Source organism: Gordonibacter urolithinfaciens (assembly GCF_900199375.1).
Lineage (GTDB): Bacteria > Actinomycetota > Coriobacteriia > Coriobacteriales > Eggerthellaceae > Gordonibacter > Gordonibacter urolithinfaciens.
In genome coordinates, this window is sequence record NZ_LT900217.1 from 794,837 (window position 1) to 818,607 (window position 23,771).

Here is a 23,771-nt window from a genome sequence, read left to right on the forward strand (position 1 = left end):
GGATTCCATGCCGCACGCCTGCGCCCCTTTGATCCGAATACCCGCCCCGGCGCTCCTTGGACGCGCAGGGTCGCACGCCGGCAGGCGGCCAGCAAGGGCCGCGACACTTTTTCGGGTTCTTCGCCCCATGCGCTCCGCGCGCGAACAACGCGAAAAACTGCCGTCGGGAGACTTCTATTTCCATGCCCGACTTCGCTTCCTCCCTTGCAGGCACGCCCGCGCTGCATGCGACTCACGCGGCGCAAGGCACGCCACAGGGGCGGGCCTCAGAGTCTAAGGAGCAAGACATGAACGACATGAAGGAAAAGGCGATGGGCGCGGTCAAGGCCTTCCTCGAGCGCAAGGGCTACGAGATCGTCGACGAGGCCTGGCAGGGACCCGAGGGCATCGGCGGGATCGACCTCGTGGCGGTGGACGAGGACGGGACCCTGGTCTTCGTCGACGCCACGGTCCGGATCGGGACGGACGGCTTCCCCGAGGCCCACAGGGCGCGCGGGCTGCGCGAGGCGCTGGCGGCGAGGTGGCTCGCCGGCAACGGCGACGACTACGCCGACACCCCGGTCCGCTTCGACGAGGTGGCGATGATGGTCGTCAAGGAGAACCGCGCACTCCTTCGCCACCACATCAACTGCTTCGGCGAGATGGAGCCGCTCTCCTAGGCGGCGCGCCCGGCCCCGGGCTCCCGGGGCCGGGCTTTCCCCCGAAACCGGCCCCTGTACCACGAAAACGTACATATACGTACGTTTTCGTGGTACACTCCGCTTGTCGGACAAATCCGTACGGTTTTGTCCCGACGCTCCGAGACTCGGGGCGCGCCGGACCGGATGCGGCGAGGCGCGCCCCACGCTAGAGAGGACGCGACCCATGCGCACGATAGCCATTTCCAACTACAAGGGCGGCGTCGGCAAGACGACGACCGCCGTCAACCTGGCGGCCATCTTCGCCGCCAGGGGCCTTCGGACCCTGCTCGTCGACCTCGACCCGCAGGCGTCTGCCACCGACTTCTTCGGCCTCTACGACCGCGCCGCCTCCGAGCGCCGCACCTCGGTCGAGCTGCTCTACGGCGGCGCGCCCGTGGAAGAGGTCGCTTACGCCGCCGGGGAGGGCCTCGACGTGGTGGCCTCGACCATCGACCTCGTCGACCAGAACGAGATGCTCCTGCGCGAGCAGCGCCTCAAGTTCGCCCTCGACGACGCCTCGGGCTCCTACGACGTCTGCCTCATCGACTGCAGCCCCGTGATGCGCAGGCTCGCCTTCAACGCCTACCTCGCCGCAACGGAGGGCGGCATGGTCGTCATCCCCGTGAAGCTCGACTCCACCGTGATGCGCGGCACGGCGCTCACCGTGGAGGCGACGCGCTCCATCGCGGACGCTCTGCGCATGCCCACGCCCAGATGGAAGATACTGCGCACCTGCGTGCCCGGCCGCATGACCAACGCCGAGGCCACGGGCGCGGCCGTGCTCGACGGGTTCTTCCCGGGCGAGCAGTTCGAGACGGTCATCCACGCGAGCAGCAAGGTCTGCGAGGGCAGCTGGCAATGGAAGCCGGTGGCGGCCTTCGAGCCGGGGAGCCGCCCCGCACGCGACTACGAAGCTCTCGCCGACGAGGTGTCCCGTGAGCTCGCCTAGCCAGGTGGCCGCGGGCTTCACCATCACGGGGCTTCTCGACGGCGCGTCGCGCACCCGCGGGCGCTACCCGGTGTCCGAGATAGCGGTGGCCGACATCGCCGACCACCCGGCGAACGCCGCCTACTCCATGGACCCAACGGGGATAGCCGAGCTCGCCGAGTCCATACGCGAGGACGGCCTCACCGACCTGCCGCTCGTGCGCAAGGTCGGCGACGGCTCGTGGCAGATGGTCTCCGGGCACCGGCGCAAGGCCGCCTACGCGCTGCTCGCCAAGGACGACCCCGCCTACGAGAAGATGCCCTGCCGCGTGATAGAGGGCATCGACGACGAGCGGGCGGTGACGCTGCTCCACGCCGCGAACTACTTCACCCGCGCGCTCACCGTGACCGAGCGCGCCGCAGCGACCGAGGCGCTCAGGGGCGACGCCGTGCGCCTGCGCTCCGAGGACCCGTCGCTTTCCGGCATGCGCGTCGACGACGTGAAGGCCGCCATCATCGAGCGGCAGACGGGCCGCAAGGTCTCCGGCAAGACCATCGCGCGCGAGGAGAGGCTTGCCCGCCGCATCGCCGAGGACCTCTCGCCCGAGTGGGCCGCCGAGGCCGACCGCGGCAACCTCAGCGCCGAGGCGGTGCGCACGCTCGCGGGCATGCCGAAGGAGCGCCAGGCGGAGATGCACGCCGCGATGGAGCCCTGGCGGCGCACCAAGCGCGAGCTCTCCGACTACGTGAGGAGCGAGGGCAAGACGCAGGCAGGCCCCGACGGCCGCATCGCGAAGGCCGCGAGGCTCGTCGCCGACTTCCTGGAGAGCCCGCCCGAGAGCCCGAGCCCGGCCGACCTCTCGCTGCTGCGGGAGATGGCGCTCATGACCGCGCCCTACACGGATGCGGGCACCGATGCCCGAAAGCGCCGCAGAAGGGCCTCAGGCCCGAAATCCAGCAAGTAGCCTATGGCGTCCGACATCGCGTCGGGCGTCCATAGCACTTGGGGACCGGGCGGCCTCGGACCCGTCATGCCGCGGGCCGTTCGGGAGCCCGCTTTCGCGAGGCCCGGTCCCAGAGGCGGCGCCCGAGCCGGGCCGCCGCCTGCGGGGGATCCCCCGCACCCCTAGAGAGACGCGCCCGCCGCGCGGCGGGCCCGAGGAAAGGAATCCGCCATGGAAGAGGAAGCCGGCGCCGCCAAAGGCAAGGAGCGCCGCGTCACGTTCCGCATGGAGGGAGGCGACTACGACGCGCTCTGCGAGCGGTGCGAGCGTGCCGGCCTCAGCAAGTCGGAGTACCTGCGCTACCTCGTTCGCATACCGCTGTCGACGGAGGCCAACGCGGGAGACGAGCACCGCATACTCGTGGACCGCAGAGCCCTGTGGGCGATGTCGCGAGAGCTCACGAAGTGGGGCTACCACTACAACCAGGCCGTGCACGCGATGAACCTCATCAACTTCCACGCCCGCCACGGGCACGTCGACCGCGACCTCGTCGCGGATAGCATCCCGACGATCGAGCGCGAGCTCGCCGACGTGAACGCCGCGGCCCGAGAGATGGCGGCGGAGCTCGGTCGCATCGGCGCCGACTCGCTCGTGGAGGGCTCGCCATGCCGATCCTGAAGCCGATAAGCGGCCACGGCTCGACGGGCGGCATCCGCCGCTACCTCGAGAAGGGAGGCCGCGCCCTGGCGCGCGACCTGTTCAACCTGAGCTACGACGAGCGCGACGCCGGCGCGCTGGGGGAAGACGCCAAGGAGGCCTGCGCCTGGGACGCCGAGATGGACGCCACGCGCGCCGCGTTCGGCACGGACGCACCCTGGAGGGGCAAGCCCGCGCGCACGTTCAAGCACTTCGTGCTCTCGCCGGACCCCGGCGACGACATCGACCTGGCGACGCTGCGCGAGCTCGCGTGCTCGTGGGCGCTCAGGCACTTCGACGACCACGAGATCGCCATCGTCTACCACGACGACAACGCCCGCGGCATACCGCACGCGCACATCGTCGTGAACAACGCCAACCTCCGCACCGGCTACCGCATGCAGACCCAGCACCCCGAGGACCTCAACCGAGACCTGCAGGACATGGCGCGCGAGCGCGGGCTGTCGGGGCTCTCCAACGACCGGGCGCCCGAATCTCCGTCGAAGGCGCGCGGGCGGGCAGGTGCGGGCGGGCCCAGGAGCCGCAGGAGCGTCTACCTGGGCCGGGCCGAGAAGGAGATCATGCGCTCGGGCGGCTACTCGTGGGTCGGCGACATCCGCGCCCGCGTCGCGCTCGCCAAGACCACGGCGCGCGACGAGGCGGAGTTCTTCGGCATCCTCGACGCCCTGGGCGTGCACGTCGCCGACAACTCGGCCAAGGCGCGGCGGGACGACTGGGTGTTCAGCCTGGCGGAGGAACCGTCCAAGAAGGTAACCGGCGAGCGCCTGGGGTTCGTCTACGGCAAGGAGATGCTGCGCCGGCGCTTCGAGCGCGAAGGCGCCTACCGCCCCACGGACGCGAGCGCCGCGCGGATCCGCGAGGCCGCCGAGCGAGCCCTCGAGCTCAACGACCTCTCGGAGCTGAGCAGGCTCTCCTCGGCGCTCGAGACGTGCGCGAAGTTCGACGTCGAGTCCATCGAGGAGTTCGGGCTCAGGATGGCGACGCTCGAGCGGCGCGGCCAGGCGGGCGGCGAGGGATACCGTCGCCTCGAGGCCGCCCGCGCCTACATGGCCGAGAACGGGCTCATGCCGCTCAAGACCCGCTACGGGGACGGTGAAGGGCGCGACGATGCCAGCGGCAATTCGCGCCAGTGCCACCGAGCGGACGAGCAACAGCGCATCCTCGCCGCCGAGCGGCAGCGGGCCCAGCAGGACCAGCGCAGGGAGAGGGGCCGGAGATGATGGTGAGGATAGAGTACGAGGGCGGCAGGACGACGCTGTTCGACACGCTCTCGTTCACGGAGGGGTCGCCGTTCTCCGGCGCGAACATGCTCACGGAGTTCGAGCTCGAGATGCGGGAGGAGCCCGAGAAGGGGCTCTGGCTCACGGCGAACTGGCACCAGGTGCGCGACGACTGGCGCGCCGACGCGCCCGCGGACGGGATACCGGCCGCGCGCAGGTCCCGTGGCTGGCGCTTCATGCTGGCCTCGGAGGCCGAGCTGGGGCGAGCCCGCCGCGTCCTGCTCGACGGCGACGAGGCGTTCGCCCGGGTGCGGGGCTTCCTGTGCGACGCGGCCGCGATCGGCGCCTGCTACCGCGAGCACGTGGGCCCTCCCTCAAAACCGCTGAAATCGCAGATAAGGGACCTGCAGCGCGCTCTGGGGAGGGCAGAGGTCCCGGGCGTGCCCGACGAGCTGGCGAGGCTGCTCGCGCAAGAGAAGGAGGAGGGCGCCGACGAGGGCGCCCGCAAGGTCAAGGAAGATTGGGGTGACGTCGATGAAGAGGCTTGGTAGGTTCCTCATGGCGGCGCTTAAGGTCACGCTGGGCTTTTTCGTCTGGCTGTTCCGTGCCGTGTTCAAGTGGGTGATGTGAGAAGAGGCGGGCAATTGCCCGCCTCTTTCCGTTGTGCGATTTCGATTTCCCACGGCTAGTCCCGGTCGTCGTCGCCGGCTGCGCAGCAGGCGTAGGCCGTGAGCGTGAGGAGCCCCATGAGGAGCCCTATTCCGAAGGGCGCGAATCCCATCCTTCCACCTCCTTCGCGTAGACGACGGTGCGCGAGTTGCTCGTCTGGTAGCTGCACGTCACGAAGGCCCAGGCCTGCGCGATGTCCGCCGGCTCTTCCAGGACGACCTCGCACCGGGACAATTTGTCCCCGAGGTAGGCGGCGAGCTCCGCCGCGTCGGCGAAGTCGGTCCGCTTGCCCTCCGAGCTCGCGTCGACCACGTCGGCCGCGAAGACCTTGAGCTCGATCGCCTTCTCGCGGGTGTAGATCCGGATGGTGCGGTGCCCCTCGGCGAAGTCGCGCGACGAGTACTGCGCGAGCGGCGCGAACATGGTGCCGTCGGACATGTGGTGCCCGTAGACGATGACGAGCGGGCTCTCGGCACCCTGCGCGCACCCGGCATCTATGTAGGGAGCGCCCCACGCGGATCTTTCGCCGCCGGCGTCGTGCGTGAGGTAGAAGTCGGGCGATTCGGGCCGGCCCTGGACGATCGGGTAGTCGACGGTCGTGCCCGGCACGCGCACCCAAGCGACGACGGAGGCGGGAAGGGCGTCCCAGTCGATGCCGCCTCCCGTCTCTTGAGCCTCCATTGTCGCGTCCTCTTCCGCAGTAGGCACCTCGTGCACCTCGTAAGGGTTCCTCTCGGACAGCGGCAGGACGGCGAGCGCCCCCATCGCCAGCAACGCCACGGCAATGGCGAGCGCCGTGGCGGCTTTCCCTTTGTTCATGTCCTCCCCCGTTCGCAGGGGAGGCCCCGGGCGAGCGCCCAGGGCCTCCGGTTCGGTATCGATGCGGCGCCGCTACTCTTCCGGCTCTTCGTCTGCCGCGTCCTTGCTTGCGCCGGCCGTCTTGCGCTTGCGGTACGCGAGCGCCCCGCCCGCACCCGCCGCAGCTGCCAGAGCGATGCCCGCGGCCACGGCGTAGCCGGTGCCGTCGGGGGCGTCGGCCCCGGTCTTGGCGTAGGGCTCCTCGGGGACCTCGGGCGTGCCGGGGTTGTCCACGACGACGCTCTGCTCGGCGGAGTCGATGTCCTCGTGGGCCGCCACGACGTTGCCGGCGGAGTCCAGGACCTTCTCGAAGACGACGAGCTCGTCTCCCTCGGCCAGGCCCTCGGTGTCGAACTCGAAGGTCACCTCGACGGTGCCGGAGGGTGCCTCGGGCTCGAAGGGCGTGCGCGCGGTCACCTCGTTGCCGTCCTTGTCGAGGAACGGCTCTCCGGTGCCCTTGTCCATGAGCGTGCCCACGGCGATGTAGGTCTCGCCGGGGACGAGGCCCTTGTAGGCCACCGTGTCGATGACCTTGGCCTTGCCGGCCTCGATGACCTGGTCGCCGTCGGCGGCGTCGGCCGCCTGCGTGCCCACCTCGACGGCGACGTGGACTGTCTGGCCCTCGTCGGAGAGGTCCGCGTGCGACGCCACCTCGGCCTCGTCCTTGCGTAGGCTCTCGAACGCGACCAGGTCGCGGCCGCCGAGCAGGCTCGCGTCGAAGGCGATCTCGACGTCCTGGCTGCCGGTCGAGAGCGCGGGGGCGAACTCGGCCTTGGCCTCCACGGGCACGCCCGAGGCGTCGGCCACGGGCTCGCCGGTCGCCTTGTCGACGAGGGTGGCCGAGAGCTCGTACTCCTCGCCGGCCTTCAGGCCCTCGTAGGCGACGGTGTCGACGACCTTGGCCTCGGCGTCGGCCGAGACGTCCTTGTCGCCGTCCGCCCCGTCCTTTGCCGTGGTGGAGATGCGCGGGCCCTCCTGGTCGTCGAGGCCCATCCACACGGCCTTCGCGACCGTCGAGTCGCGATCGACCCAGAAGCTCCTCGTGATGAGCTCGAGGCCCTCGTTGGCATCGCAGCGCAGCTCGGTCATGGTGTAGGCGCCGTACGGCAGGGCCGCCAGCGAGTCGTCGACCGGCGCCGAGGAGCCGTCCTCGCCGAGCGAGAACCAGATGCCGGCCTTCGGGTCCATTTCGGCGGGCTCGATCGGACCCTCATGGCCGAGCAGGGCGTCGTTGGCGTTGGTGTCCCTCGAGTGCCTGTTCCAGCTGCTCGCGGTCGACGCGTCGCCGTTGCGGTCCGTGACCAGCACGTGAGTCTCGCCGGTGGCCGCGTTCTCGATGGCGAACGGGACCATGAGGCCGGCGTTGTCGGACTCGCTCTTCTTGGAGAGCTCGAGGTCGTTGCGCACCACCTGGTCGCGGAACTCGAGCGCGGCGCCGTCCGCGGAGGCGCTCACGATCTCGCCGCCGGTGCGGACCTCGAAGGTGCGGGGCTCGCCGTCGGTCAGCAGGTAGCTCCCGTTCGTCGCCGTCTCCCGCACGTCGTAGGTCCCGTACGGCAGTGCGTCGGCCGCGGTCTGCGCGGTGTAGGCGCCGGCCTCGTCGTTCCATGCGGTGGTCAGCGTGGCCACGGCTTCGCCCGGCTCGCGCCATTCGCCGTCAACGAGGACCTTGTGCGCCGAGCGGTTCGTGACGGTGAACTCGATCCCGTCGAGGCCGGGGTGCTCGCCAGGCGCCTCCTTGTGGCCGCTGCCCGCGAGCGCCTCGGACGCCTGCAGCTCCTTGTCGGACTTGGTCACCTGCACGCCGCCGCGGAAGACCTCGTCGGTCACGGGGTCGCCCGTGAGGTCGCGCATCTCGTCGGCCTTCACGGTGAACGTGACGGAGGCGTCGCTGGCGTCGTAGCCCTCGGGCGCGCCGGACTCGACGATGCGGTAATTGCCCGCGGGGAGGGTGTCGGCGCCGGTCGCGGCGACGTGCGACCCGTCCTCGGGCGCGGTCTTTATCGTGGCGCATACCTCGCCGTCGGCGTAGTACTTGCCGCCGACCAGCACGTAGCGGCCGGTCTCGTTAACGACGGAGAAGCTCGCGCCGTCGAGCGAGGCGTCGCCCTGGGGCTCCGCGCCCGCCTCGGAGTCCGTTTTGGCGACCTTGACTCCGCCCGTGGACCAGCTGAAGCTCACGAGCGTCTGAGAGCCGCCGCCGGTCCTGACGCAGAATGCCTCGAACCCGGCGGATACCTTGCCGGCGCCCGCCTTCATCTTGGCGAAGGTCCCGCCGATCAGCTCGGATTTCGCCCAGGAGGCGAACTCGGCGCTCGTGCCGTGCGTGGCAGCCGACTCGGACCCAGAGTAGGCGTAGGCGATGAGCACATGGCTCGCCGCGGCGTACTTCGCGTCGTCCCAGCCGCCGCCGTCGTACCAGCTGCCCGGGAACATCGACGCGTCGAAGCCGGGAGAGCCGAACGAGTACCAGATCGCCGCTGTCACGTCGCCGCTCGGCACGGGGCTCGTCGAGTAGGAGCCCGGCGCGGGCGTCGGGGACGAGGGCTCGGCGCAGTAGGCGATGTTCCCGTCGGCGCTCATCCACGTGGTGGCGAAGCCGCCGTAGGGGATCTTGCCGCCGATGGACACGTCTACCGTGCTCGGCGCGGCGTAGGCGGGCGAGGCCGCCACGGAGGCGAGCAGCGCCCCCGCCGCCAGGATGAGCGCCATGGCGCATCGGAGGAGCTTTTCCTGCAGGGTGCAGTCTTTCGCTGCGTTCATCTTTCCGCCTCCCTATCTCTCGACGCTTCGCTGTGCGCGGGGCGCCTCGTGCTCGGCGGCGCGGCTCGCCTGGCGGGCGTGCTCGGCGCGCTCCGCGAGGTAGCGCGAGCGCCCTGCGTCAACGGCCTCCTTGAGCTGCGCGGGCATGACCTTCACGGTGTCCTTGACCGCGCGGCCGTCCTCGTCGAGCTCGGGCTGGCCGTCCGGGCCCATCACCGTCTTCCTCAGCCACACCTCGCGGTTCGCGAGCAGCGGTATGTCCCGGAAGTCGGCCCCCTTGAAGCGGCTCTCGTTCACGAACATGGGGCTGAACTCGTAGCCTCCCACGTCCACGCCGTCGACGACGGTGCCCTTGGGAAGGGTCGCCGAGTTGAAGGTCCTGGTCTCGCCGGTCGCGCGGTCGGTGTACTCGATGCCCTCGCGCACGAAGCTCTTGTGCAGCGAGAGGTACACGTTCTTCCTCTCTTCCATGTCTTTCCTCCTTTTCGTTTTCAATCGGTCCTTGTCTTCATCCGCCGGGACGCGTGCCCCGGCGCGGTGCCCCTATCTCATGGCGACCGCCCCCTTCCTCGCTTTTCCGCTAGAAGCCGCTCACGATGTCGCGCGCCCAGGAGCCGCTCTTCACGAGGGCCAGGATGAGCAGCACGCACATGGCCAGGTACTGCAGCGCGTAGGTGAGCCCGTTTGCGACCGCGTCGGCCGGGGTGCCCGTCCCGGGGTTCGCCCCGGTGAGCCCGCCGAGCACGAGCGGGAACGATATGAGCAGCACGAGGATGATGACGCCGGCGATGCAGACCGCCCCGAAGCTCTTCAGGTAGCCAAGGCCTATCTGGCGCGTGGCGTCCATGCCGAGGAACGCCAGCGGGATCGGGGCGAACGCGGCCATGATGTAGAGCTGGAGCGCGCGGGCCCAGCAGACCACGAGGGCGACGACGTAGGCCGCCAGCACCACGACCCAGCTGATGAGGCTCACGACGAGCATGGCGATGAGCGACGGGATGTCGTCGTCGGTGGTGACGACGGACACCTCGGGCAGGTCGAGCGCGCCTCCGGCGCCGAAGAGCGCCTCGACTCGGTCGATGGCGAGCCCGCAGACCTCGTAGATCGACGCCATCAGGTCGAAGCTGTTCTGTATGAGGAACAGGAACACGGCGAAGAACACGAGGAGGAAAACGACCTCCTTGACGCCGGGAAGGCTCTGGCTGCCGTCCATGCGCTGGGAGATCTCGATGAGCTTCAGGGTGAAGACCAGGCCGAGCACCCCGCACCCGATCGGCAGGATGGCAACCTGCCATACGCCCCGGGCGACGTCGTGCATGGTCAGGTCGCTCGAGCTCGTGAGCATGTGCGCGAAGTCGGCCGAGAGGATCCCGTTCGCGCCGATCGACCCGAGCACGCCCGTCTGAGCCTTGAACATCCAGTTGCAGCAGTCGCGCAGAAGGCCGCACAGCCAATCGTTGACGTCCCCGGCTATGTCGGCGTATGCCGGCTGCGCGGGGACGAGCAGGAGCGCGCAGAGGGCGAACGCCGCCGCGGCGGAGATGGCGAACGCCCTGCGGCGCTGCGCCTTGAGCGCCCGCACGGCTACATCGCCTCCAGCGAGCCGCCGCGCGAGACCACGGTGACCACCGTCGAGGCGGGGTCGTCGAGCGTGAAGGTCGTCGACGCGACGTTCCCGGCGTAGTCGAGCCACACCTCCTTGTCCCAGGTGGCTCCCGCCGCCTGCGGGGACACCTCCGCCGCCTTCCCGGCGACGGCCTCCTCGATGGCGGCGGCATCCGCGCCCAGCGCCTCGGAGAGGCGGTCGTCGGTGCCGGTCACGGAGAACGCTCCGTCTTGCGCCTTCTGGGGCACGTAGGCCTGCGTCAGGAGGTCGCATGCCAGGGTGCGGGCGTCCCCGTCGCCCGAGACCTGGATGAGCGAGAGCCCTCCCGCCTTGTCGCCGGTTCCCTTGACCTCGATGGGCACGCTGAGCACGCCGCCGGCCTCGGAGGGCTCCTCGGCCGAGAAGAACCAGGCGCGCTCGGTGCCGCCCGCGCTCTCCACCATGGCGCCCTCGACGATCCGCAGCGTGGCTGTCGGGTCGTCGGCGCCCGTCCATGCGGTGTTCCAGAGCGCCTCGGCGCCCGAGGCGGCCTTCCCGGTTGCCGCGTCGGCGCCTGCAGCCGCGGGCTGCTCTTGCTCCTGGGGACTATCCTGCGCGCCTTCCTGCGGGGCGATGGCGCAGCGCGCCGCGCCCGCGCCGAGCGCCACGGTGAGCGCGCCTGCCGCGACGGCGGCCATGACCCTTGACTTTCCCTGCATTGGTTTCTCCTATCTCGCGGTGAGCGCGCAGCTGAAGCTGCCGATGCCGCTCGCTATGCGGCACACGTCGCCCGTTCGCGGCTCGTGTATGTACCTGTCGTCGCCGATGTAGATGGCCACGTGGCCCGAGCGGTAGAGGATGTCGCCGGGCTTCGCCTCCGAGAGCGGTATGCGCCTGAGCTCCTCGTACTGGGAACCCGTGTAGTGGCTTATGCGGATGCCCGCCTGCGCGTAGCAGTACTGCGTGAGCCCGCTGCAGTCGAGCGCCTTGCCGGGGGTCGAGCCTCCCCACACGTAGGGCACGCCGAGCTGGCTGTACGCCGCCTCGACGATCGCGTTCCCGTTCGCGGTCGAGTCCTTCAGGTCCTCGACCGTCATGGAGTCGAGCCGGTAGAGGCCCCATTGCGCCATGATCGACTTCAGGGACTCGACGTAGGACGAGTCGGTCGCCCAGCCGGCGTCCTTGAGCCCCTCGGCCATCCTGTCCGAGTCGTGCCTCTCGATCGCCTCCCGGATGAGGGCGTTGCCCGAGTAGCGCTCCGCCTGCAGGAAGACCCTGCTGCGGAAGCGGATGCACTCGGCGTCGCCGGTGAAGCGGATGAAGCTCGCCGTGATCTGGGTGTGCTCGCCGGGCACGTACTCCTCGCTGGTGGCCCAGTTCGCCTTGCCGGCCACCTCGGGGCAGCCCGCGTAGCCCGACCACCACTTCATGCCGAAGAGGTTGTGGTCGCGCTCTGCGAGCTGGCTCATGCGGTCGCCCTGGCCGGACTCCTGGATGATCTGCGCGATGGTGCAGCCCGCCGGGTGCCCGTACTCCTCCTGGCACTCGAGCGCCGCCTCGACCATCTCGTAGGTGATGTAGGGCGGCAGCCCCTCGAGGCCCTGCTTGGAGGCCGCGTCGTCCCAGAAGCCGAACAGCGCGCTCAGCAGCTGCGCGACGGCGAGCGCGCAGGCGACGAAGGCCACGATGCCGGCCACCGCCCCGAGCAGGGCGGGCGCTGCGCCCGAGACCGCGCCCGCGATCGCGGAGGCGGCGCCCTTCGACCCCGCGGCTCGGGCCGCCTCGCCCGACGCCTGCGCGGCCGCCTGGGCCGCCTGGTGCTTGGCCGGGGCGGTCGCGCCGGCTGCCTCGGGGCCGCGCGCGCCTCCCTTTGGGGCGCCGAGCGCGGTCGCCGCCTTGCGGCTGCCTTGGGCTGCTTTCTTCGCCTTCCTCTGCCGCAGCCTTCCCGCGGCCTTCTTGGCCGCACGCCCCGCGTCGTACATGCCCGAGGCGCCCTCGAGCTCCTCCGAGTCGTCGAGCTGGGAGACGGCCTCCCGGGCGATCGCCAGCTTCGCCGCATCGACGCGCGAGCGCATCGCGGCCGCCGCGCGCCGGTCGCCGGCTGGTTGGGACAATTTGTCCCCGAGCCCGCCTTCCGGCGCGTCGGGCCTGGAAGGGCGCCCCTTCGCCGTTGCGGCGGGGCCTCCCGCCTCGTCGAGCGGGCCGGCACCCTCCGAGACGTTTCCCAGGGCGTCGCGCTCGGTCTCCGCGACGTCGCCCGCGGTGAGCACGTCGCGGCGCTGCGCCCCGACCACCTCGAGCATCCCGCCGCCCTCGCTCGGGCCGGCCATTCCTATTCCTCCGCCTCTCGCGCCGCCCGGCGCATCTCGCGCTCGGCGACCTCTGCGGGCTTGGTGTTCCACAGGTCGTAGAGCGGGCCTTTCGGGAAGTCGTCGGTGATGGGCACGCGGATCCCGGCGCTGATGAGCAGGCCCTCGCCGGGCTTGACGGCGTCGCCGATGTAGCCGCGCTCCGTGGCGGAGAGCTGGAGCATCTCCGCCCATGCGTCGAGGTCGGCGGTGGACTGCTTGTGCAGCAGGAAGAACTCGGAGTTGAGCACCATGTCGCGGGCCTCGGCGTTGGCCAGCATGTGGCTCGTGTTCTGGCTGATGCCGGTGCAGATGAGGCCGAACTTGCGCCCCTCGCGCCACAGGCGGGCGAAGTACTCGACCACCGTCGGGTGCGCGAAGAGGCTCTGCACCTCGTCGATGTAGAGCCAGGTGTAGTTGGGGCGCGGCGGCGTTACCATCACGCGGTTGCGCACCATCTCGAGCGCCGTGATCATGCCGAACACGCGCATGTTCTGGCCGAGGCCGTGCATGTCGATGTTGGTGATGCGGTTGTCGAGCGCCACGTTGCTCTGGCCGTTGAAGAAGGAGAACGCGCCCTTCACGTAGCGCTCGTAGCGCAGCGCGATGTCGGCGGCCTCGGGCTCGGGCTGAGCGAGCAGCGCCGCGTGGAAGTCGCCGAGCGTGGGCAGGCGGCCGTCCCTCGCGCACTCCCGGTACGCCTCGCCGACGCAGCGGGCGATGATCGAGCGGTCGCGCTCCGGCAGGCCCTCGCGGCCCTCGGCCATGAGCGCGCTCGAGAGCGCGAGCACCGCGTCGGTCTTGTACGCGAGCTTGGCGGCGTCGGCGCGGTCCGCGACGTCGGCGGTGTCGAGGGGGTTGAGCACCGCCGAGCATCCCGGGGCGAGCTCGACGTTCGCACCGCCGAGCGCGCCGACGAGGTTGCCGTACTCGCCGGCCGGGTCGAAGATCACGACCTCGTCCTCGGGGTGCGCGAGCACGGTGTTGGTTATCTCGCGCTTCACCGAGAAGCTCTTGCCCGATCCGGGCTTGCCGCACACGAAGCCCATGGGGCTCGCCAGGCGCTTGCGGTCGCACAGCACCAGGTTCCCGCTCTCCCTGGACTGCCCGTAGTAGCCTCCGCCCGCCTCGTCGAGGCTCTGGCTGGCGAAGGGCATCTGCATGGCCACCTGCCCCGTGGTGAGGTAGCGGCTCACGGTGACGTGGTTGTCCCCGAGCGGGAGCACCGAGTTGAGAGCCTGGCGCTGCCGGAAGTGGAGCGGCTCGAGGCCGATCGTGCAGCCCTGCGCGACGCTCGTCACCTGCTGGACGCGGCGGTCGAGCTCCTCGAGGCTGTCGGCCCAGGTGTAGACGAGGCCCGTGTAGACGAACAGGCGCTCGGACTTGTTGCGCAGGAAGTCGAGCAGCTCCTCGGCCTCCTCCTTCGAGAAGCGCAGCTCGGGCGGCAGGATCTGGTAGTCGTAGCCCTTCTTCACGGCGCTCATCTGCTCGTCGATGATCTCCTTGTCCATCCAGTCGATCTGGCGCTTCACGAGCGCGAGCGCCTCGCTCTGCGCGATGGGCTGCACGTGCAGCGTCACGTTGAGCGGCAGCGGCAGGTCGATGATGGAGGCGAGGTAGGTCTCCTCGATGACTGACCCGAAGCTGCGCACCGCGAGCACCGCGCCGTAGCGCCCGTCGCTGCGGAAGCAGTCGGACCTGCCCTCGGGCTTGAAGTCGAGCGTGGAGGGCATGACGAAGTCCTTCGTGCGCGCTCCCGACGTCGGGGACAATTTGTCCCAGGAGAACTCGAAGCGCGACCCCGGGCGCAGCTGCCCCTGCAAAAGCTCGAGCCTCTCGACGCCGTCGAGGGCGCGCGACGAGCAGCGTATGCGCGCGAGCGTCTGCTCCACGTCGCCCCGGATGCGCGCGAGCTTGGGCACCGCGGCGTCGACGTCGTCGGCGCCCACGGCGTAGGTCAGGTAGCGGTGGCGCACGAGGTTCGAGACGCCCTCGCGCATCTTGTCGTTGAGGATCCGGTTGTACTCTTCGGCGAGCCCGGCGGTGGCGCGCTCCCCGGGCTCGAAGAAGACCTTGCGGCCGACCTCGTCGGCGGGGATGGGCGCGTTCACTACCTGGAGCTGCACGTGGGAGTCCGCCGGGAAGTAGTTGAACAGCGAGCTCATCACGGTGAAGGCCGTCTCGCGCGCCTCCTTGCGCGCGGACTGGTAGCTGATGTCGGAGAACTCGACCGTCTGGCTGAACACCCCGGGCATCACCTGGGCGATGCCGTCCCTGTACATGGCGTCGTAGCCGACGTAGGCGGCCATCTCGCGCGAGCGGTCGCGCTCCCGGCGGCGCCTCTGCCGCTCGGCCTCCGCGCCCTTCGAGGCGTCCTTGCGCCCGCCCGTGCCGCCGAGGAGCAGCCCGAGGGTGCTCGGGCGCTTCGGCCTATTCTCCTTGTTGCTTCTTGCTCGGCTCATAGAGCTCGGCTCCTTTCTTCCTTGCCCTGCGCCTCGCGCGACGTCCCGGGCGGCCCGGGCGCGGCGAGCCCTCGGGGAGGCTCCCGGCGAGGCAGGGCTCGTACGCGAGCAGCTGCGGGGAGAGCTCGTGTGCCGCCAAAAGCGGCAGCAGCTCCTCGGCGCGCATGCCGAAGGGCCGCCAGAACCCGGCGAGCCAGAACGGCATGCTGCAGAGCATGATCGGGAAGGCCGCGTCCGCGACGTCGGCGTGCAGGCCCAGGTGGACGAAGGCCGCCGCCCCGACCGCGCTGCCGAAGCCGAGCGACACGCATGCGAGCGTGCGCAGGCTCATCTTCCCGACGATCTTCTCCTCGTACTCCCCGATGTCCTTCTGCACCGGTATCCGGAGCGCCATCCGCGACGCCCCCTATGCCGGCAGCCAGGACGTGTCCAGCTGCCCGAAGTAGACCGACGCGGCGATGATGATCGCGCCGCCGGCGATGGTGGAAATGGCGGTCGCGATCTGCGGGCCGCCCTGCTGCTCCCTGATGGCCAGGCCGAGCGAGACCGCTCCCCACACGACCAGGAAGCCGCCGAGGAAGGTCACGCAGCCCGACACGAGCTTGATGACGTTTGCGAGCATGCTGCTCTCCTTTGCTTTCGGTTGACGATGTTCCTTGCTGCTCCTCCCCCGCGGCGGGGGAGGCCCGCGCCCTCCGCGGCCCCGTCACGAGGCGCCGTCCTTCCGCCTGCGGTACTCCGCGAAGTCGAACGGGCCGCGGCGCGTGGCCTCCTCGAGCAGGCGCGAGCGCGGGTGGCGCTCGAGCCGGTACTTCCGGTCCATGAGCGGCATGCACCCGTTCACGAGCACGAGCGCGTCCTCGCGCGGCATGCGCGCCACCTCGGCGGGCTGTATGAGGTCGCGCTCGGAGATGCCGCGGTTCACGGTCCGGGTCCAGCCGGCGCCCCGCGAGTCGCTCTGCGTCTCGCTCGCCACCGTCTGCTTGCCGGCCATCTTGCTGATCTCCTCGTTGGTCTCGTTCGCCTTGCCGCCCAGGTAGAGCAGCGTGTCGCAGGCGTTCACGATGGTCTCGGCGTTGTTGTCGCCGTAGGTCTCCTTCAGCTGCGAGAGCGACTGGGCGATCATCGAGACGGCGATGTTCCTGCTGCGGGTGACGGCGATGGTCCGCTCGAAGTCGGGTATGCGCCCGATGTTGGCGAACTCGTCGAAGACGAAGTGCACCGTCGTGGGCAGCGAGCCGCCGTGCGCCTCGAGCGCCTCGGCGCAAAGCGCGCTCACGGCCGTATCCATGAGCAGGGCGAACAGGAAGTCGAAGGTCGAGTCGGTGTCGCTCATAGACGCGAAGAGCGCGACCTTGGCGCCCTCGTCGCCCATGTGGGCGAGGTCGAGCTCGTCTTTGGAGGTGAGGTCGCGCACGGCGCGGATGGAAAGCGGCTTCAGGCGGACGTTGCAGCTCGAGAGCATCGACTTCATGGTGTCGCCGGCGGCCACGCGGAACTCGCGGTAGCTCGCGAGCGCGAAGTCGTCGGGCGGCGCGGGCTCGCGGACCTTGACCCACTCCCACGCGCCGTCCTCCTCGGAAAAGCCGCGCAGCGATCCGCCCTCCGCCGAGGCGCCGCCGCGCCTGACGTAGCGCTCGCCGGTCTCCAGCTCGCGGAACACCATGTCGAGCGGGCTCATGTAGCCCGGGTCGTCGCGGGCGTCGGCGAGCGAGAGCAGCGTGAGCAGCCCGTCGAGGTTTCGGTCGGCGGGCTCGCAGTGCATGACGAGGTAGGCCGTGAGCGCGGTGTAGACCAGGCGCTCGGCCTTCTCCCAGTAGGGGTCGCCCTTGTGGTCGGCGTCGCCCTCGGTGTTGGCGACGATGCCGCGGGCGAAGCGGATGACGCCCGCCTCGTCGCGTATGTAGGCTATGGGGTTGAAGCGCATGGAGCGCGTGAAGTCGATGGTGTCGAACGCGCGGATCTCGTAGCCGAGCTCCGCCAGCGCGCTGCCCATCTCGCGGATGAGCGTGCCCTTCGGGTCGGTCACGAAGAAGCTGGCGTTGGCCTGCAGGAGGTTCGGCTTGACGTAGTAGCGCGTCTTGCCGGTGCCGGGTCCTCCCACCACGAGCACGTTGTCGTTGGTGTCGGTGGAGAGGTCGAACCTGCGGCTCACGAGGCGGATGCGCGCGTTGTCGGTGAGGATGATGTTGTTGTCGGGGTCCTTGGGGTCGCCGAAGGGCGCGATGTCCTTGCGCGTGGCCCACCTGGAGCTACCGTGCTCCTCGCCGTCGCGCCGGGCCCCCTTGGTCCCCAGTGAGCGGGCCCAGGCGAGGAGCGCGCCGCACGCGCAGGCGGTCCCGGCGCACAGGGGAACCGCCTCCGCGGAGAAGACGCGCCCCGCGCGGAGCGCCGCGGGGATCGCCGCCATGGCGGCCTCCGGGTCGAGGATCGGGCTCGTGCCCGACGCCGCGATTGCCGCGGCCGCGAAGTCTCCCGCGGCGAACGCCGCCGCGGCCAGCGCGGCCGCCGCCTGCCACCTCATCTCTCGGGCCCCTCGATCTGGCGCGGGCCGCGGTCCCGGCCGATGCCCTGGCTGTGGGCCCTCGACGCCTCGCGCGCCCGCTCGGCGCGCTCCGCCAGCCGCTCGGGCGCCTGGCGCCTCTCGGCGATCTCGGAGAGCCGCTCCCTTGCGCGATCGGCGGCCTTTCCCGTCTCTTGCTCCAGCTGGCGGAAGGCCTCGTCGACCTCGGGGGCGTCCTCCACCTTGAAGAGCAGCCAGTCGCGGCCCTCGCCGGGGATGATGTGGTGCTCGACCGACGCGGCGCGCAGCTTGTCGGAGACGACCTCCTTGATCGTCGCGTACTCGGGAAGCCCAGAGAGCTCCTCGAGGCTGAGCTTCGCGTAGGCCGGCACGCCGTCGGCCGCGATGGGCTCGGCGCGCCCGCCGGCGATGGTCCCGCGGATTCCCGCGAGGCGCTCGGAGAGCTCCCTCGCGCTGCGCGCCATTGCCTCGGCGCCGGCCTCCTGGCCGATCCTCAGCATCCAGTCGAGCAGCTTGCCGCCCGCCTCGTCCCCGTAGTCGCTCGCCATCCCGCGCCTCCCTTCCAGTCGAGATGAAAAAGGGCGCCTTCGCGCCCCGGTCGTCCCTATTCGGCCCCGACGGCCCTCTCGCGCGCCATTGGGGCGCGGGCTTCCTGCCCGGCGTGCGCGCGGCTCGCCTCGCGGGCGGACGCGGCGCGCTGCGCCAGCGGCTCGGGAGCCTTCTCGTGCAGATGGGCCCACTCGCCGCTGCGGCACTGCTCCGGCGTCGCCTCGCACATGTCGCGCATGGCGCGCTCGAACCGCTCGGGCTCCTGGGCGATGGCGCCGAAGCTCCAGCTCTCGAAGCCGGTCCACGCGTCGCCGTCGCGCTTGAGCGTCCACCACTCGTCGCCGCCGTTCACCTGCTGGATGAACGCGAGGTCGCGGTAGCAGAACCCCTGGCGTATGGCCCAGTTGCCCGAGCCGAGCGCCTCGCGGAGCCTGTCGACGCTGTCCGTGCGGGAGAACTCGTAGGGGTACTCCTCGAGGAACGGGTCGTCCTGCCAGTCGAAGCCGCCGACCTTGAGCCAGCCGTTCTCCTGGCACTTCTCCACGAGCCCGTCGTGCTCGCGGCCGGTTATCCTCTCGAAGCCGTCCATGGGCCCTCCGCCTTTCGTTTGTTGCTTGGCGGGCGGCGTCCTCGCGATGGGGGCACGGTGCGAGTCGGAGCAGGCGTGCGTGCCGGCGCGTCGGCGCCGCCCAAGACGTGTATAGCGATTTCGATTGCGGCGGGCATCGGGGCCGCCTGCGATGGGTCGAGCTGGGTCGAGCCGTCCGCGCCTCCACGGGAAGCGCACAAGCTAGCCGAGGCGGCGCCTGTCCCTTCCGCCCAGGTAGACGGTCCTGCAGGTCTGGGAGATCCTGCTCGCGATCGCCTCTGCCGTGACGCGCTCGCCGCGCCTTGCGAGCCTGTCCGCCAGCGCGCCCGGCGCGTAGTTCGACGTGACGATGGTCGGGCGCATGTCCTCGTAGCGCGCATCGAGCACGCTGAACACGGTGCCGACGGACCATTCCGTCGCGTCCTCCTTGCCGAGGTCGTCGAGCACGAGGACGTCGCACTTGGCGTACCGCGCGACGGCGGCCTCGGTGCCGCCCTCGTCGAACGTGGCCTTCACGCGCTCGAGCATGCCCTTGGCCGTCGTGAAGGCGACGTCGTAGCCGGCCTCGGCGAACAGCCTGGCCATGGCGGAGGCGGCGTGCGTCTTGCCGGCGCCGACGCCCCCGTGTATGTAGAGCCCGGCGCCCCCGTTGCCCGCGAACGAGGCGATGTACTCGGCGAACTCGGGGCGGTCGGCCTCGGCGGCCCAGTAGCGCCTGGGGATGCCCGCGCGCGAGAGCGCCTTCTCCCGGCGGGCGGCCTCCTCCTTGGCGGCGAGGGCCGCGCGCCTTCGCGCCTCGGACTCCCGCTCGCTGGCTGCGCCCTCGCACGGGCAGGGGGCGGCGGAGACCCAGGCGACCCTGCCCGCCAGCGCCGCGCCGAGCGGATCGAGGGCGGCGCCGCAGTGCGGGCACGCCCTCGGCTCCGGCTCGTCGAAGGAGAGCCCGGCCGCACGGGCCTGCTCCAGGGTGATGAGTCCCGCTCGGTCCATCGGGCGCCCCTTCCTTATCTTCTGAAGTCCTTGTTGTCCCTTTTGCTTATTGGGTGGCATATCGTCAGGGGTTTCCCTGTCATCTCGTCAGGGGTTCGGGCTGCGAACCCTGACGGTTCGTCACCCTTGTTCTCGGCGAACCCTGTCATTTCGTCACCCTTTCGCGCCGGGAACCCTGACGAATCGTCAGGGGTTGCCAGCGCTCCGGGCGGCAGCCTCTCGCGCACGATGCGGTACCGCTTGGTGGCGTGCCCGCGCGCCGGGGCGTGCACGCCGCATTCCTCGATGAGGCCCCGGTCGAGCAGGTCGCGGATGGCGCGGTGGACGCTGCGCTCCTGCACGTTGAGGAATCGTGCCAGGCCACCCTTGCTCTCGAAGTAGCCGCACCCGGCGTCGCAGAAGCCGAAGATGCGCGCGTAGACGAGCAGGGGAAGGCCGGAGAGGCCCAGGTCCGCCATCATGAAGTGCCGTACCGCCGTGAACTCGCGCGGGGAGGGGCCGTCGCGTCCCCTCGGGCCTGCGGCTGCCATCGGCGCTAATCCCTTCTGGGCGAGCCGACGATGCTGTTCCGCTCGACCCATGCGACGAGCTCGTCGTGCAGAACGATGCCGTCGCGCGTCTTGCCGCCGATGTAGCGGATCGGGAACGGGTCGTCGGGGTCCTTGGCGAGCCGGTACATTGCGTCGCGGCTGATGCGCAGCATCGCGCACGCCTCGTCGGCGCCGAATATCGCGTTGGTCGATGCGATGAGCCTCACCTGGCTCCTGCTAATGCTCTTGGTCATGGTCGTCCTCGAGCTCCTTTCGTCTCGAGGCTCCCTCGCGTGCCCGGCCGCGGGCGGCTCCCGGGGCGGTCGCCGCCGTCATTTCCTGCCGCTCCTCGACTCGATGTAGGCGTCCACTGACGCCCTCGACACCAGGAGCTTCCTTCCGAGCCTGTACGAGTCGATCTCTCCCGACCAGATGAGGTCGTACGCCTTGTTTCGGCTCGCCCTCATGTACTCCTGCATCTCGATCACCGTCATCCATTCGTCCCGATCTCGGCTTCCCTCGGGCGCGGCGCATTCGGCTGTGCGTGCCATGGTTCCTCCAATCTTCCCGTGCGGCACCGCGCGAGGACACCGCACGACACCGTGTGCCTTTTCGTCTGCACGACGATTGAACCGCCTGATGGCGATTGGTGAGCACGGCAGGAGCGGAGACGGGTCGAAGTGGGTCGAGCTGGTCGTGCCTTCACGAAACGGCCATGAGCCGCGTGCCTTAGCTCGCGGCTAAGTCCCTGAAAAGTAAAAGGCACCCATGCGGGCGCCTGCCTAGTAGCTGGAGTTGTTCGGTTGTGGTCGGAATGCTCGTCTTCCGCGGTGCTGTCGTCCGGGGTCCGGCATCTGTCGTTCGCCTCTTCTGTCGTGTTTGATGTTGCGTGTTCTGCGAGCGACCTTGTGCAGGTTCTTCAACCCGTTGCCCCAGGTGCACCCGGATAAATGGTACCCATCCGTTGGGACACGACCTGCTGTGGTTGTCATTTCGGACGAATGGGAGCAGACGAACGGCGCGAGGATGCGAGCCGAATTCGAGTTAGTCAATATTGGCTTTTGAATCGGACCGATTGGGATTGCCTCATTGCCGGCAGCTCTTCGAGTCCAATCGTGAAATAGCTGCATCCAGTGCGGCTTTGTAGCCCTCTGATGCTGCTTCGTAATCTTGGATATAGGATTCTAGGTCGGAGGCGACGGCATTCGGGAAGCTCTCGACCCACCGTTTCCCCTTAGGCTTCGCCAGCCTCACCGCGCCGTCCATCCCGAATAGCCACCTGTAAAAGGTCGGAGACGGCATCACGCTGACGCAGGCGTAGCCGATGACGTTTCTTTCGTCGCTCTCGTCGATGTGACAGAATTTGAGGTCGTGGCCGAACCTTTCGTAAACGTACTTGGCATGAGTGCCGGATACTTCCAGGAACAGCTTTCTGGCGGTGCCCGAGCCGAACATGTCGACCCGCTGGCGCGTGTCCGCGACCACGCGCGTCCTCAGCGCCTCTACCTTATCCCGATCCGACACCGGTTTTCCTGTGATAACTAGGTCTGTGATGTCGTCTAGTCGATGGAAGTGGGGGATGGGAAAGCCGCTTTCATCGAGATGCATACTCTCGAGATAGTAACGGCCGAAGCTGAACACGATCGCAACCGGGTCCTCCTCATAGAACCCGACTTTTACGGTGGGTCCGCTCATCAGGTGAACCTGCTTCTTGAAGGCGACCTTTTCGTTCATCCGGATTGCTCGGGATACGGCATGGAGGACGCCAAAAAACATATCAGTGTCTTTACCGGCTTTGCGGTCGACAAACACGGTTTCTATGCTTTCGTCAACGTCGTAGTCGGAGGAGAAAACGAGCACCTTCGAGGAAATTGCTTCCTTCTGCGCCTCGCCGATGAAGGAGCTTGTCCCCACTACGTCGGAAATCAGGATTGCCTCCTCGGATGACAAGGGCTTGTTTATAGCTCTGAACCCAATGTTCTCACCGTGGCTTGGTATCGCTACGCGGATTCCCATTGGCATGCTTTCGCTTATCTGGTGGAGGTCCTTGAGAATGGCATTCTCCGACGTCGGCCTCTCGGAGCAAATGCCTATGACGCGCGCGATTTCCGATGCGGATATGCCCGTCCTCTCATCGGTGAAGCGGACGAGGAGGTCGAGAACGGACAGGATCCTGCTTCTCGATGTGCCGCTCGCCGCGAATCCGGCTTCCTTTAACTCGGAGATCTCCTCCTCGGTGAATGTCCTAGACATTGCAGGTCCTCCATAAACAGCTTTATTGCCTATGAAATTGTAGGCAATCCAAACCAGTCAGAGGAGACGAAATTCCGATGACGGTTGAAAATAAGGGTCGAAGCAATGGAAGAGAGAGTAGGGAGCCAACTATGAACGACGCCGGACGGGCGGTGAACGCCCCGACGATTTCGTCAGCCGATGCCGTAGCGGAGGCGGCGTGCGATAACGGAAGGAGGATCCTCGGCTTTTCGCCGGAGCAGCTGATCGCCGCTTGCGGTCTGGCCTTGATGGGCATCGCTGTTTTAGTCGGGTCGAACTACAGCCTCTCTATCGCCAAAGGTGATTTCAGGCTTGATCTGCGCCCTGCGTGCTAGGCGATGCGCCCACGCGGAAGCAACAACCGCTGTTGTGGGACGCGGCGTCGTCGACGCGTGACGCGCCCCAAGGAATTAACTCTCGATTCGAATGATAGGAGACGATATGGAATGCAATGATTTCCCCGAAGTTGGCACCAGGTTGACGTACGGGGAGGCGATCCCCGTTTACGATCGCTTCGAGCGGTCGATGCTCGAGAAGGCGTACGGGGCCGGGCTCCTGCCCGCGGTGGGGCTGTACGACCTGCTCTGGCAGCTTGAGTCGCTCGCGCAGAAGTTCGGAATCGAGGGCAAGGGGGGCCTTCTCAAGGCTCAAGAAGGAGATTCGGTCGTTTTCGAGCGAGAGGACCGCTCTGGCGAACGGGGTGAACGGCGAGAGGTTCTACCTTTTGCAGAACCAATCGGCGCTCAAGCAGCATGATGAGACTCATCTTTTCAAGGTCGGAATCGACGGAAACAAGCTTGCTGATGACCTCGACGAAGCTCTCGAGCTGCTTTCGAAAGAGGCCTCAAAGAGCGACGAGTACGGCGATACGTATTCGCGCGACTGGATGGAGCGAGCTTCCGACAAGCAAGAAAAAGACCCTTTCTTGAAATGGGCCGGAATCGGGTTTTGCGCGATGATGGTCTGCCTCGGAATCTCGATGCTCGTCCATTCGGTCTTCCAGATCGGCTTCTGCTCCAAGTGGTTTCTCTGATGCGGAAGCTGGCAACTAGGACGACCGTCGTTCAGGTCATCAACTCATAGACGCGTCAACGTGGGGCTTCTCGTTTCGTCGATAGATGACGGAGATGTTTGACCTGCGA

Annotated in this window: 26 protein-coding genes; 9 read left to right on the plus strand and 17 right to left on the minus strand. The window is 68.7% G+C overall.

The annotated features are described in order from the left end of the window. Positions 1 to 287: 287 nt before the first annotated feature. From BN3560_RS03495 to BN3560_RS03520, 6 genes are all read left to right on the plus strand, one after another. Positions 288 to 659 (plus strand): YraN family protein, encoded by a 372-nt coding sequence (locus BN3560_RS03495; protein WP_096227021.1) that lies wholly within the window; start codon positions 288 to 290, stop codon positions 657 to 659. Positions 660 to 864: 205 nt separating this feature from the next. Beyond that, positions 865 to 1,629 (plus strand): ParA family protein, encoded by a 765-nt coding sequence (locus BN3560_RS03500; RefSeq protein WP_033499416.1) that lies wholly within the window; start codon positions 865 to 867, stop codon positions 1,627 to 1,629. Further along, positions 1,616 to 2,572 (plus strand): ParB/RepB/Spo0J family partition protein, encoded by a 957-nt coding sequence (locus BN3560_RS03505; RefSeq protein WP_096227022.1) that lies wholly within the window; start codon positions 1,616 to 1,618, stop codon positions 2,570 to 2,572. The genes BN3560_RS03500 and BN3560_RS03505 overlap by 14 nt, the downstream gene beginning before the upstream one ends. Before the next feature lie 210 nt (positions 2,573 to 2,782). Beyond that, on the plus strand, positions 2,783 to 3,229 hold the full coding sequence (locus BN3560_RS03510) for a CopG family transcriptional regulator (RefSeq protein ID WP_015540324.1): 447 nt from the start codon (positions 2,783 to 2,785) through the stop codon (positions 3,227 to 3,229). Then, positions 3,217 to 4,488, plus strand: coding sequence for a relaxase/mobilization nuclease domain-containing protein (locus BN3560_RS03515; RefSeq protein ID WP_096227023.1), 1,272 nt, complete (start codon positions 3,217 to 3,219; stop codon positions 4,486 to 4,488). The genes BN3560_RS03510 and BN3560_RS03515 overlap by 13 nt, the downstream gene beginning before the upstream one ends. Beyond that, positions 4,485 to 5,039: a hypothetical protein gene (locus tag BN3560_RS03520; protein ID WP_073293304.1), complete on the plus strand. Its 555-nt coding sequence runs from the start codon at positions 4,485 to 4,487 to the stop codon at positions 5,037 to 5,039. Before BN3560_RS03515 ends, BN3560_RS03520 begins: the two co-directional genes overlap by 4 nt. Positions 5,040 to 5,244: 205 nt before the next feature. Here BN3560_RS03520 and BN3560_RS03525 read toward each other — a convergent pair whose 3' ends face one another. From BN3560_RS03525 to BN3560_RS03610, 17 genes are all read right to left on the minus strand, one after another. After that, entirely contained in the window at positions 5,245 to 5,976 is a 732-nt protein-coding gene (locus BN3560_RS03525) for a class B sortase (protein ID WP_071128194.1), read from the minus strand. A 72-nt stretch (positions 5,977 to 6,048) separates the two neighbouring features. Continuing rightward, positions 6,049 to 8,778, minus strand: coding sequence for a VaFE repeat-containing surface-anchored protein (locus BN3560_RS03530; protein WP_096227024.1), 2,730 nt, complete (start codon positions 8,776 to 8,778; stop codon positions 6,049 to 6,051). A gap of 12 nt (positions 8,779 to 8,790) precedes the next feature. Further along, complete coding sequence (locus BN3560_RS03535) at positions 8,791 to 9,249, minus strand: DNA gyrase (RefSeq protein WP_073293310.1); 459 nt, start codon at positions 9,247 to 9,249, stop codon at positions 8,791 to 8,793. Between the two features lie 109 nt (positions 9,250 to 9,358). After that, entirely contained in the window at positions 9,359 to 10,360 is a 1,002-nt protein-coding gene (locus BN3560_RS03540) for a hypothetical protein (RefSeq protein WP_216400469.1), read from the minus strand. A gap of 2 nt (positions 10,361 to 10,362) precedes the next feature. Then, positions 10,363 to 11,082 (minus strand): hypothetical protein, encoded by a 720-nt coding sequence (locus tag BN3560_RS14510; protein ID WP_194075074.1) that lies wholly within the window; start codon positions 11,080 to 11,082, stop codon positions 10,363 to 10,365. 9 nt (positions 11,083 to 11,091) lie between these two features. After that, positions 11,092 to 12,693, minus strand: coding sequence for an NlpC/P60 family protein (locus BN3560_RS03550; protein ID WP_198187152.1), 1,602 nt, complete (start codon positions 12,691 to 12,693; stop codon positions 11,092 to 11,094). A gap of 2 nt (positions 12,694 to 12,695) precedes the next feature. Beyond that, on the minus strand, positions 12,696 to 15,173 hold the full coding sequence (locus tag BN3560_RS03555) for a VirB4-like conjugal transfer ATPase, CD1110 family (RefSeq protein ID WP_073293312.1): 2,478 nt from the start codon (positions 15,171 to 15,173) through the stop codon (positions 12,696 to 12,698). After that, on the minus strand, positions 15,142 to 15,567 hold the full coding sequence (locus BN3560_RS03560; RefSeq protein WP_073293314.1) for a PrgI family protein: 426 nt from the start codon (positions 15,565 to 15,567) through the stop codon (positions 15,142 to 15,144). The genes BN3560_RS03555 and BN3560_RS03560 overlap by 32 nt, the downstream gene beginning before the upstream one ends. A gap of 12 nt (positions 15,568 to 15,579) precedes the next feature. Next, positions 15,580 to 15,795 (minus strand): hypothetical protein, encoded by a 216-nt coding sequence (locus BN3560_RS03565; RefSeq protein WP_006234636.1) that lies wholly within the window; start codon positions 15,793 to 15,795, stop codon positions 15,580 to 15,582. An 84-nt stretch (positions 15,796 to 15,879) separates the two neighbouring features. Next, entirely contained in the window at positions 15,880 to 17,697 is a 1,818-nt protein-coding gene (locus BN3560_RS03570; protein WP_096227025.1) for a VirD4-like conjugal transfer protein, CD1115 family, read from the minus strand. Continuing rightward, a complete protein-coding gene (locus tag BN3560_RS03575) occupies positions 17,694 to 18,245 on the minus strand; it encodes a hypothetical protein (RefSeq protein ID WP_051923562.1) in 552 nt (183 codons plus the stop codon). The genes BN3560_RS03570 and BN3560_RS03575 overlap by 4 nt, the downstream gene beginning before the upstream one ends. Before the next feature lie 56 nt (positions 18,246 to 18,301). Continuing rightward, entirely contained in the window at positions 18,302 to 18,835 is a 534-nt protein-coding gene (locus tag BN3560_RS03580) for a hypothetical protein (RefSeq protein ID WP_033500213.1), read from the minus strand. Positions 18,836 to 19,036: 201 nt separating this feature from the next. After that, positions 19,037 to 19,825 (minus strand): ATP-binding protein, encoded by a 789-nt coding sequence (locus BN3560_RS03585; RefSeq protein WP_033500214.1) that lies wholly within the window; start codon positions 19,823 to 19,825, stop codon positions 19,037 to 19,039. 14 nt (positions 19,826 to 19,839) lie between these two features. Next, a complete protein-coding gene (locus BN3560_RS03590; RefSeq protein ID WP_096227027.1) occupies positions 19,840 to 20,355 on the minus strand; it encodes a hypothetical protein in 516 nt (171 codons plus the stop codon). Between the two features lie 5 nt (positions 20,356 to 20,360). Then, the gene (locus BN3560_RS03595; RefSeq protein WP_096227028.1) at positions 20,361 to 20,609 is read right to left on the minus strand and encodes a helix-turn-helix transcriptional regulator; all 249 of its coding nucleotides are present in this window, start codon (positions 20,607 to 20,609) and stop codon (positions 20,361 to 20,363) included. Between the two features lie 78 nt (positions 20,610 to 20,687). Continuing rightward, positions 20,688 to 20,906, minus strand: a complete 219-nt coding sequence (locus BN3560_RS03605; RefSeq protein WP_096227029.1) for a helix-turn-helix domain-containing protein — start codon at positions 20,904 to 20,906, stop codon at positions 20,688 to 20,690. Between the two features lie 535 nt (positions 20,907 to 21,441). Further along, positions 21,442 to 22,608, minus strand: a complete 1,167-nt coding sequence (locus BN3560_RS03610) for a WYL domain-containing protein (protein ID WP_096227030.1) — start codon at positions 22,606 to 22,608, stop codon at positions 21,442 to 21,444. A gap of 131 nt (positions 22,609 to 22,739) precedes the next feature. Here BN3560_RS03610 and BN3560_RS03615 point away from each other — a divergent pair, with 131 nt between their 5' ends. The 3 genes from BN3560_RS03615 to BN3560_RS03625 all read left to right on the plus strand — a co-directional run bounded on the left by BN3560_RS03615 (position 22,740) and on the right by BN3560_RS03625 (position 23,662). Next, on the plus strand, positions 22,740 to 22,964 hold the full coding sequence (locus BN3560_RS03615) for a hypothetical protein (protein WP_096227031.1): 225 nt from the start codon (positions 22,740 to 22,742) through the stop codon (positions 22,962 to 22,964). A gap of 106 nt (positions 22,965 to 23,070) precedes the next feature. Then, the gene (locus BN3560_RS03620) at positions 23,071 to 23,385 is read left to right on the plus strand and encodes a hypothetical protein (protein ID WP_123649857.1); all 315 of its coding nucleotides are present in this window, start codon (positions 23,071 to 23,073) and stop codon (positions 23,383 to 23,385) included. Then, positions 23,354 to 23,662 (plus strand): hypothetical protein, encoded by a 309-nt coding sequence (locus BN3560_RS03625; protein ID WP_096227033.1) that lies wholly within the window; start codon positions 23,354 to 23,356, stop codon positions 23,660 to 23,662. Before BN3560_RS03620 ends, BN3560_RS03625 begins: the two co-directional genes overlap by 32 nt. Positions 23,663 to 23,771: the final 109 nt, after the last annotated feature.

Bases quoted from the DNA above. Each gene is read 5' to 3' on its own strand.
- BN3560_RS03580 (WP_033500213.1), bottom strand. From the start codon at position 18,835: ATGGACGGCTTCGAGAGGATAACCGGCCGCGAGCACGACGGGCTCGTG.
- BN3560_RS03525 (WP_071128194.1), bottom strand. From the start codon at position 5,976: ATGAACAAAGGGAAAGCCGCCACGGCGCTCGCCATTGCCGTGGCGTTG.
- BN3560_RS03495 (WP_096227021.1), top strand. From the start codon at position 288: ATGAACGACATGAAGGAAAAGGCGATGGGCGCGGTCAAGGCCTTCCTC.
- BN3560_RS03530 (WP_096227024.1), bottom strand. From the start codon at position 8,778: ATGAACGCAGCGAAAGACTGCACCCTGCAGGAAAAGCTCCTCCGATGC.
- BN3560_RS03560 (WP_073293314.1), bottom strand. From the start codon at position 15,567: ATGGCGCTCCGGATACCGGTGCAGAAGGACATCGGGGAGTACGAGGAG.
- BN3560_RS03610 (WP_096227030.1), bottom strand. From the start codon at position 22,608: ATGTCTAGGACATTCACCGAGGAGGAGATCTCCGAGTTAAAGGAAGCC.
- BN3560_RS03615 (WP_096227031.1), top strand. From the start codon at position 22,740: ATGAACGACGCCGGACGGGCGGTGAACGCCCCGACGATTTCGTCAGCC.
- BN3560_RS03510 (WP_015540324.1), top strand. From the start codon at position 2,783: ATGGAAGAGGAAGCCGGCGCCGCCAAAGGCAAGGAGCGCCGCGTCACG.
- BN3560_RS03570 (WP_096227025.1), bottom strand. From the start codon at position 17,697: ATGAGGTGGCAGGCGGCGGCCGCGCTGGCCGCGGCGGCGTTCGCCGCG.
- BN3560_RS03605 (WP_096227029.1), bottom strand. From the start codon at position 20,906: ATGGCACGCACAGCCGAATGCGCCGCGCCCGAGGGAAGCCGAGATCGG.
- BN3560_RS03555 (WP_073293312.1), bottom strand. From the start codon at position 15,173: ATGAGCCGAGCAAGAAGCAACAAGGAGAATAGGCCGAAGCGCCCGAGC.
- BN3560_RS03515 (WP_096227023.1), top strand. From the start codon at position 3,217: ATGCCGATCCTGAAGCCGATAAGCGGCCACGGCTCGACGGGCGGCATC.
- BN3560_RS03550 (WP_198187152.1), bottom strand. From the start codon at position 12,693: ATGGCCGGCCCGAGCGAGGGCGGCGGGATGCTCGAGGTGGTCGGGGCG.
- BN3560_RS03595 (WP_096227028.1), bottom strand. From the start codon at position 20,609: ATGACCAAGAGCATTAGCAGGAGCCAGGTGAGGCTCATCGCATCGACC.
- BN3560_RS03535 (WP_073293310.1), bottom strand. From the start codon at position 9,249: ATGGAAGAGAGGAAGAACGTGTACCTCTCGCTGCACAAGAGCTTCGTG.
- BN3560_RS03620 (WP_123649857.1), top strand. From the start codon at position 23,071: ATGGAATGCAATGATTTCCCCGAAGTTGGCACCAGGTTGACGTACGGG.
- BN3560_RS03575 (WP_051923562.1), bottom strand. From the start codon at position 18,245: ATGGCGAGCGACTACGGGGACGAGGCGGGCGGCAAGCTGCTCGACTGG.
- BN3560_RS03590 (WP_096227027.1), bottom strand. From the start codon at position 20,355: ATGGCAGCCGCAGGCCCGAGGGGACGCGACGGCCCCTCCCCGCGCGAG.
- BN3560_RS03565 (WP_006234636.1), bottom strand. From the start codon at position 15,795: ATGCTCGCAAACGTCATCAAGCTCGTGTCGGGCTGCGTGACCTTCCTC.
- BN3560_RS03585 (WP_033500214.1), bottom strand. From the start codon at position 19,825: ATGGACCGAGCGGGACTCATCACCCTGGAGCAGGCCCGTGCGGCCGGG.
- BN3560_RS03500 (WP_033499416.1), top strand. From the start codon at position 865: ATGCGCACGATAGCCATTTCCAACTACAAGGGCGGCGTCGGCAAGACG.
- BN3560_RS14510 (WP_194075074.1), bottom strand. From the start codon at position 11,082: ATGCAGGGAAAGTCAAGGGTCATGGCCGCCGTCGCGGCAGGCGCGCTC.
- BN3560_RS03520 (WP_073293304.1), top strand. From the start codon at position 4,485: ATGATGGTGAGGATAGAGTACGAGGGCGGCAGGACGACGCTGTTCGAC.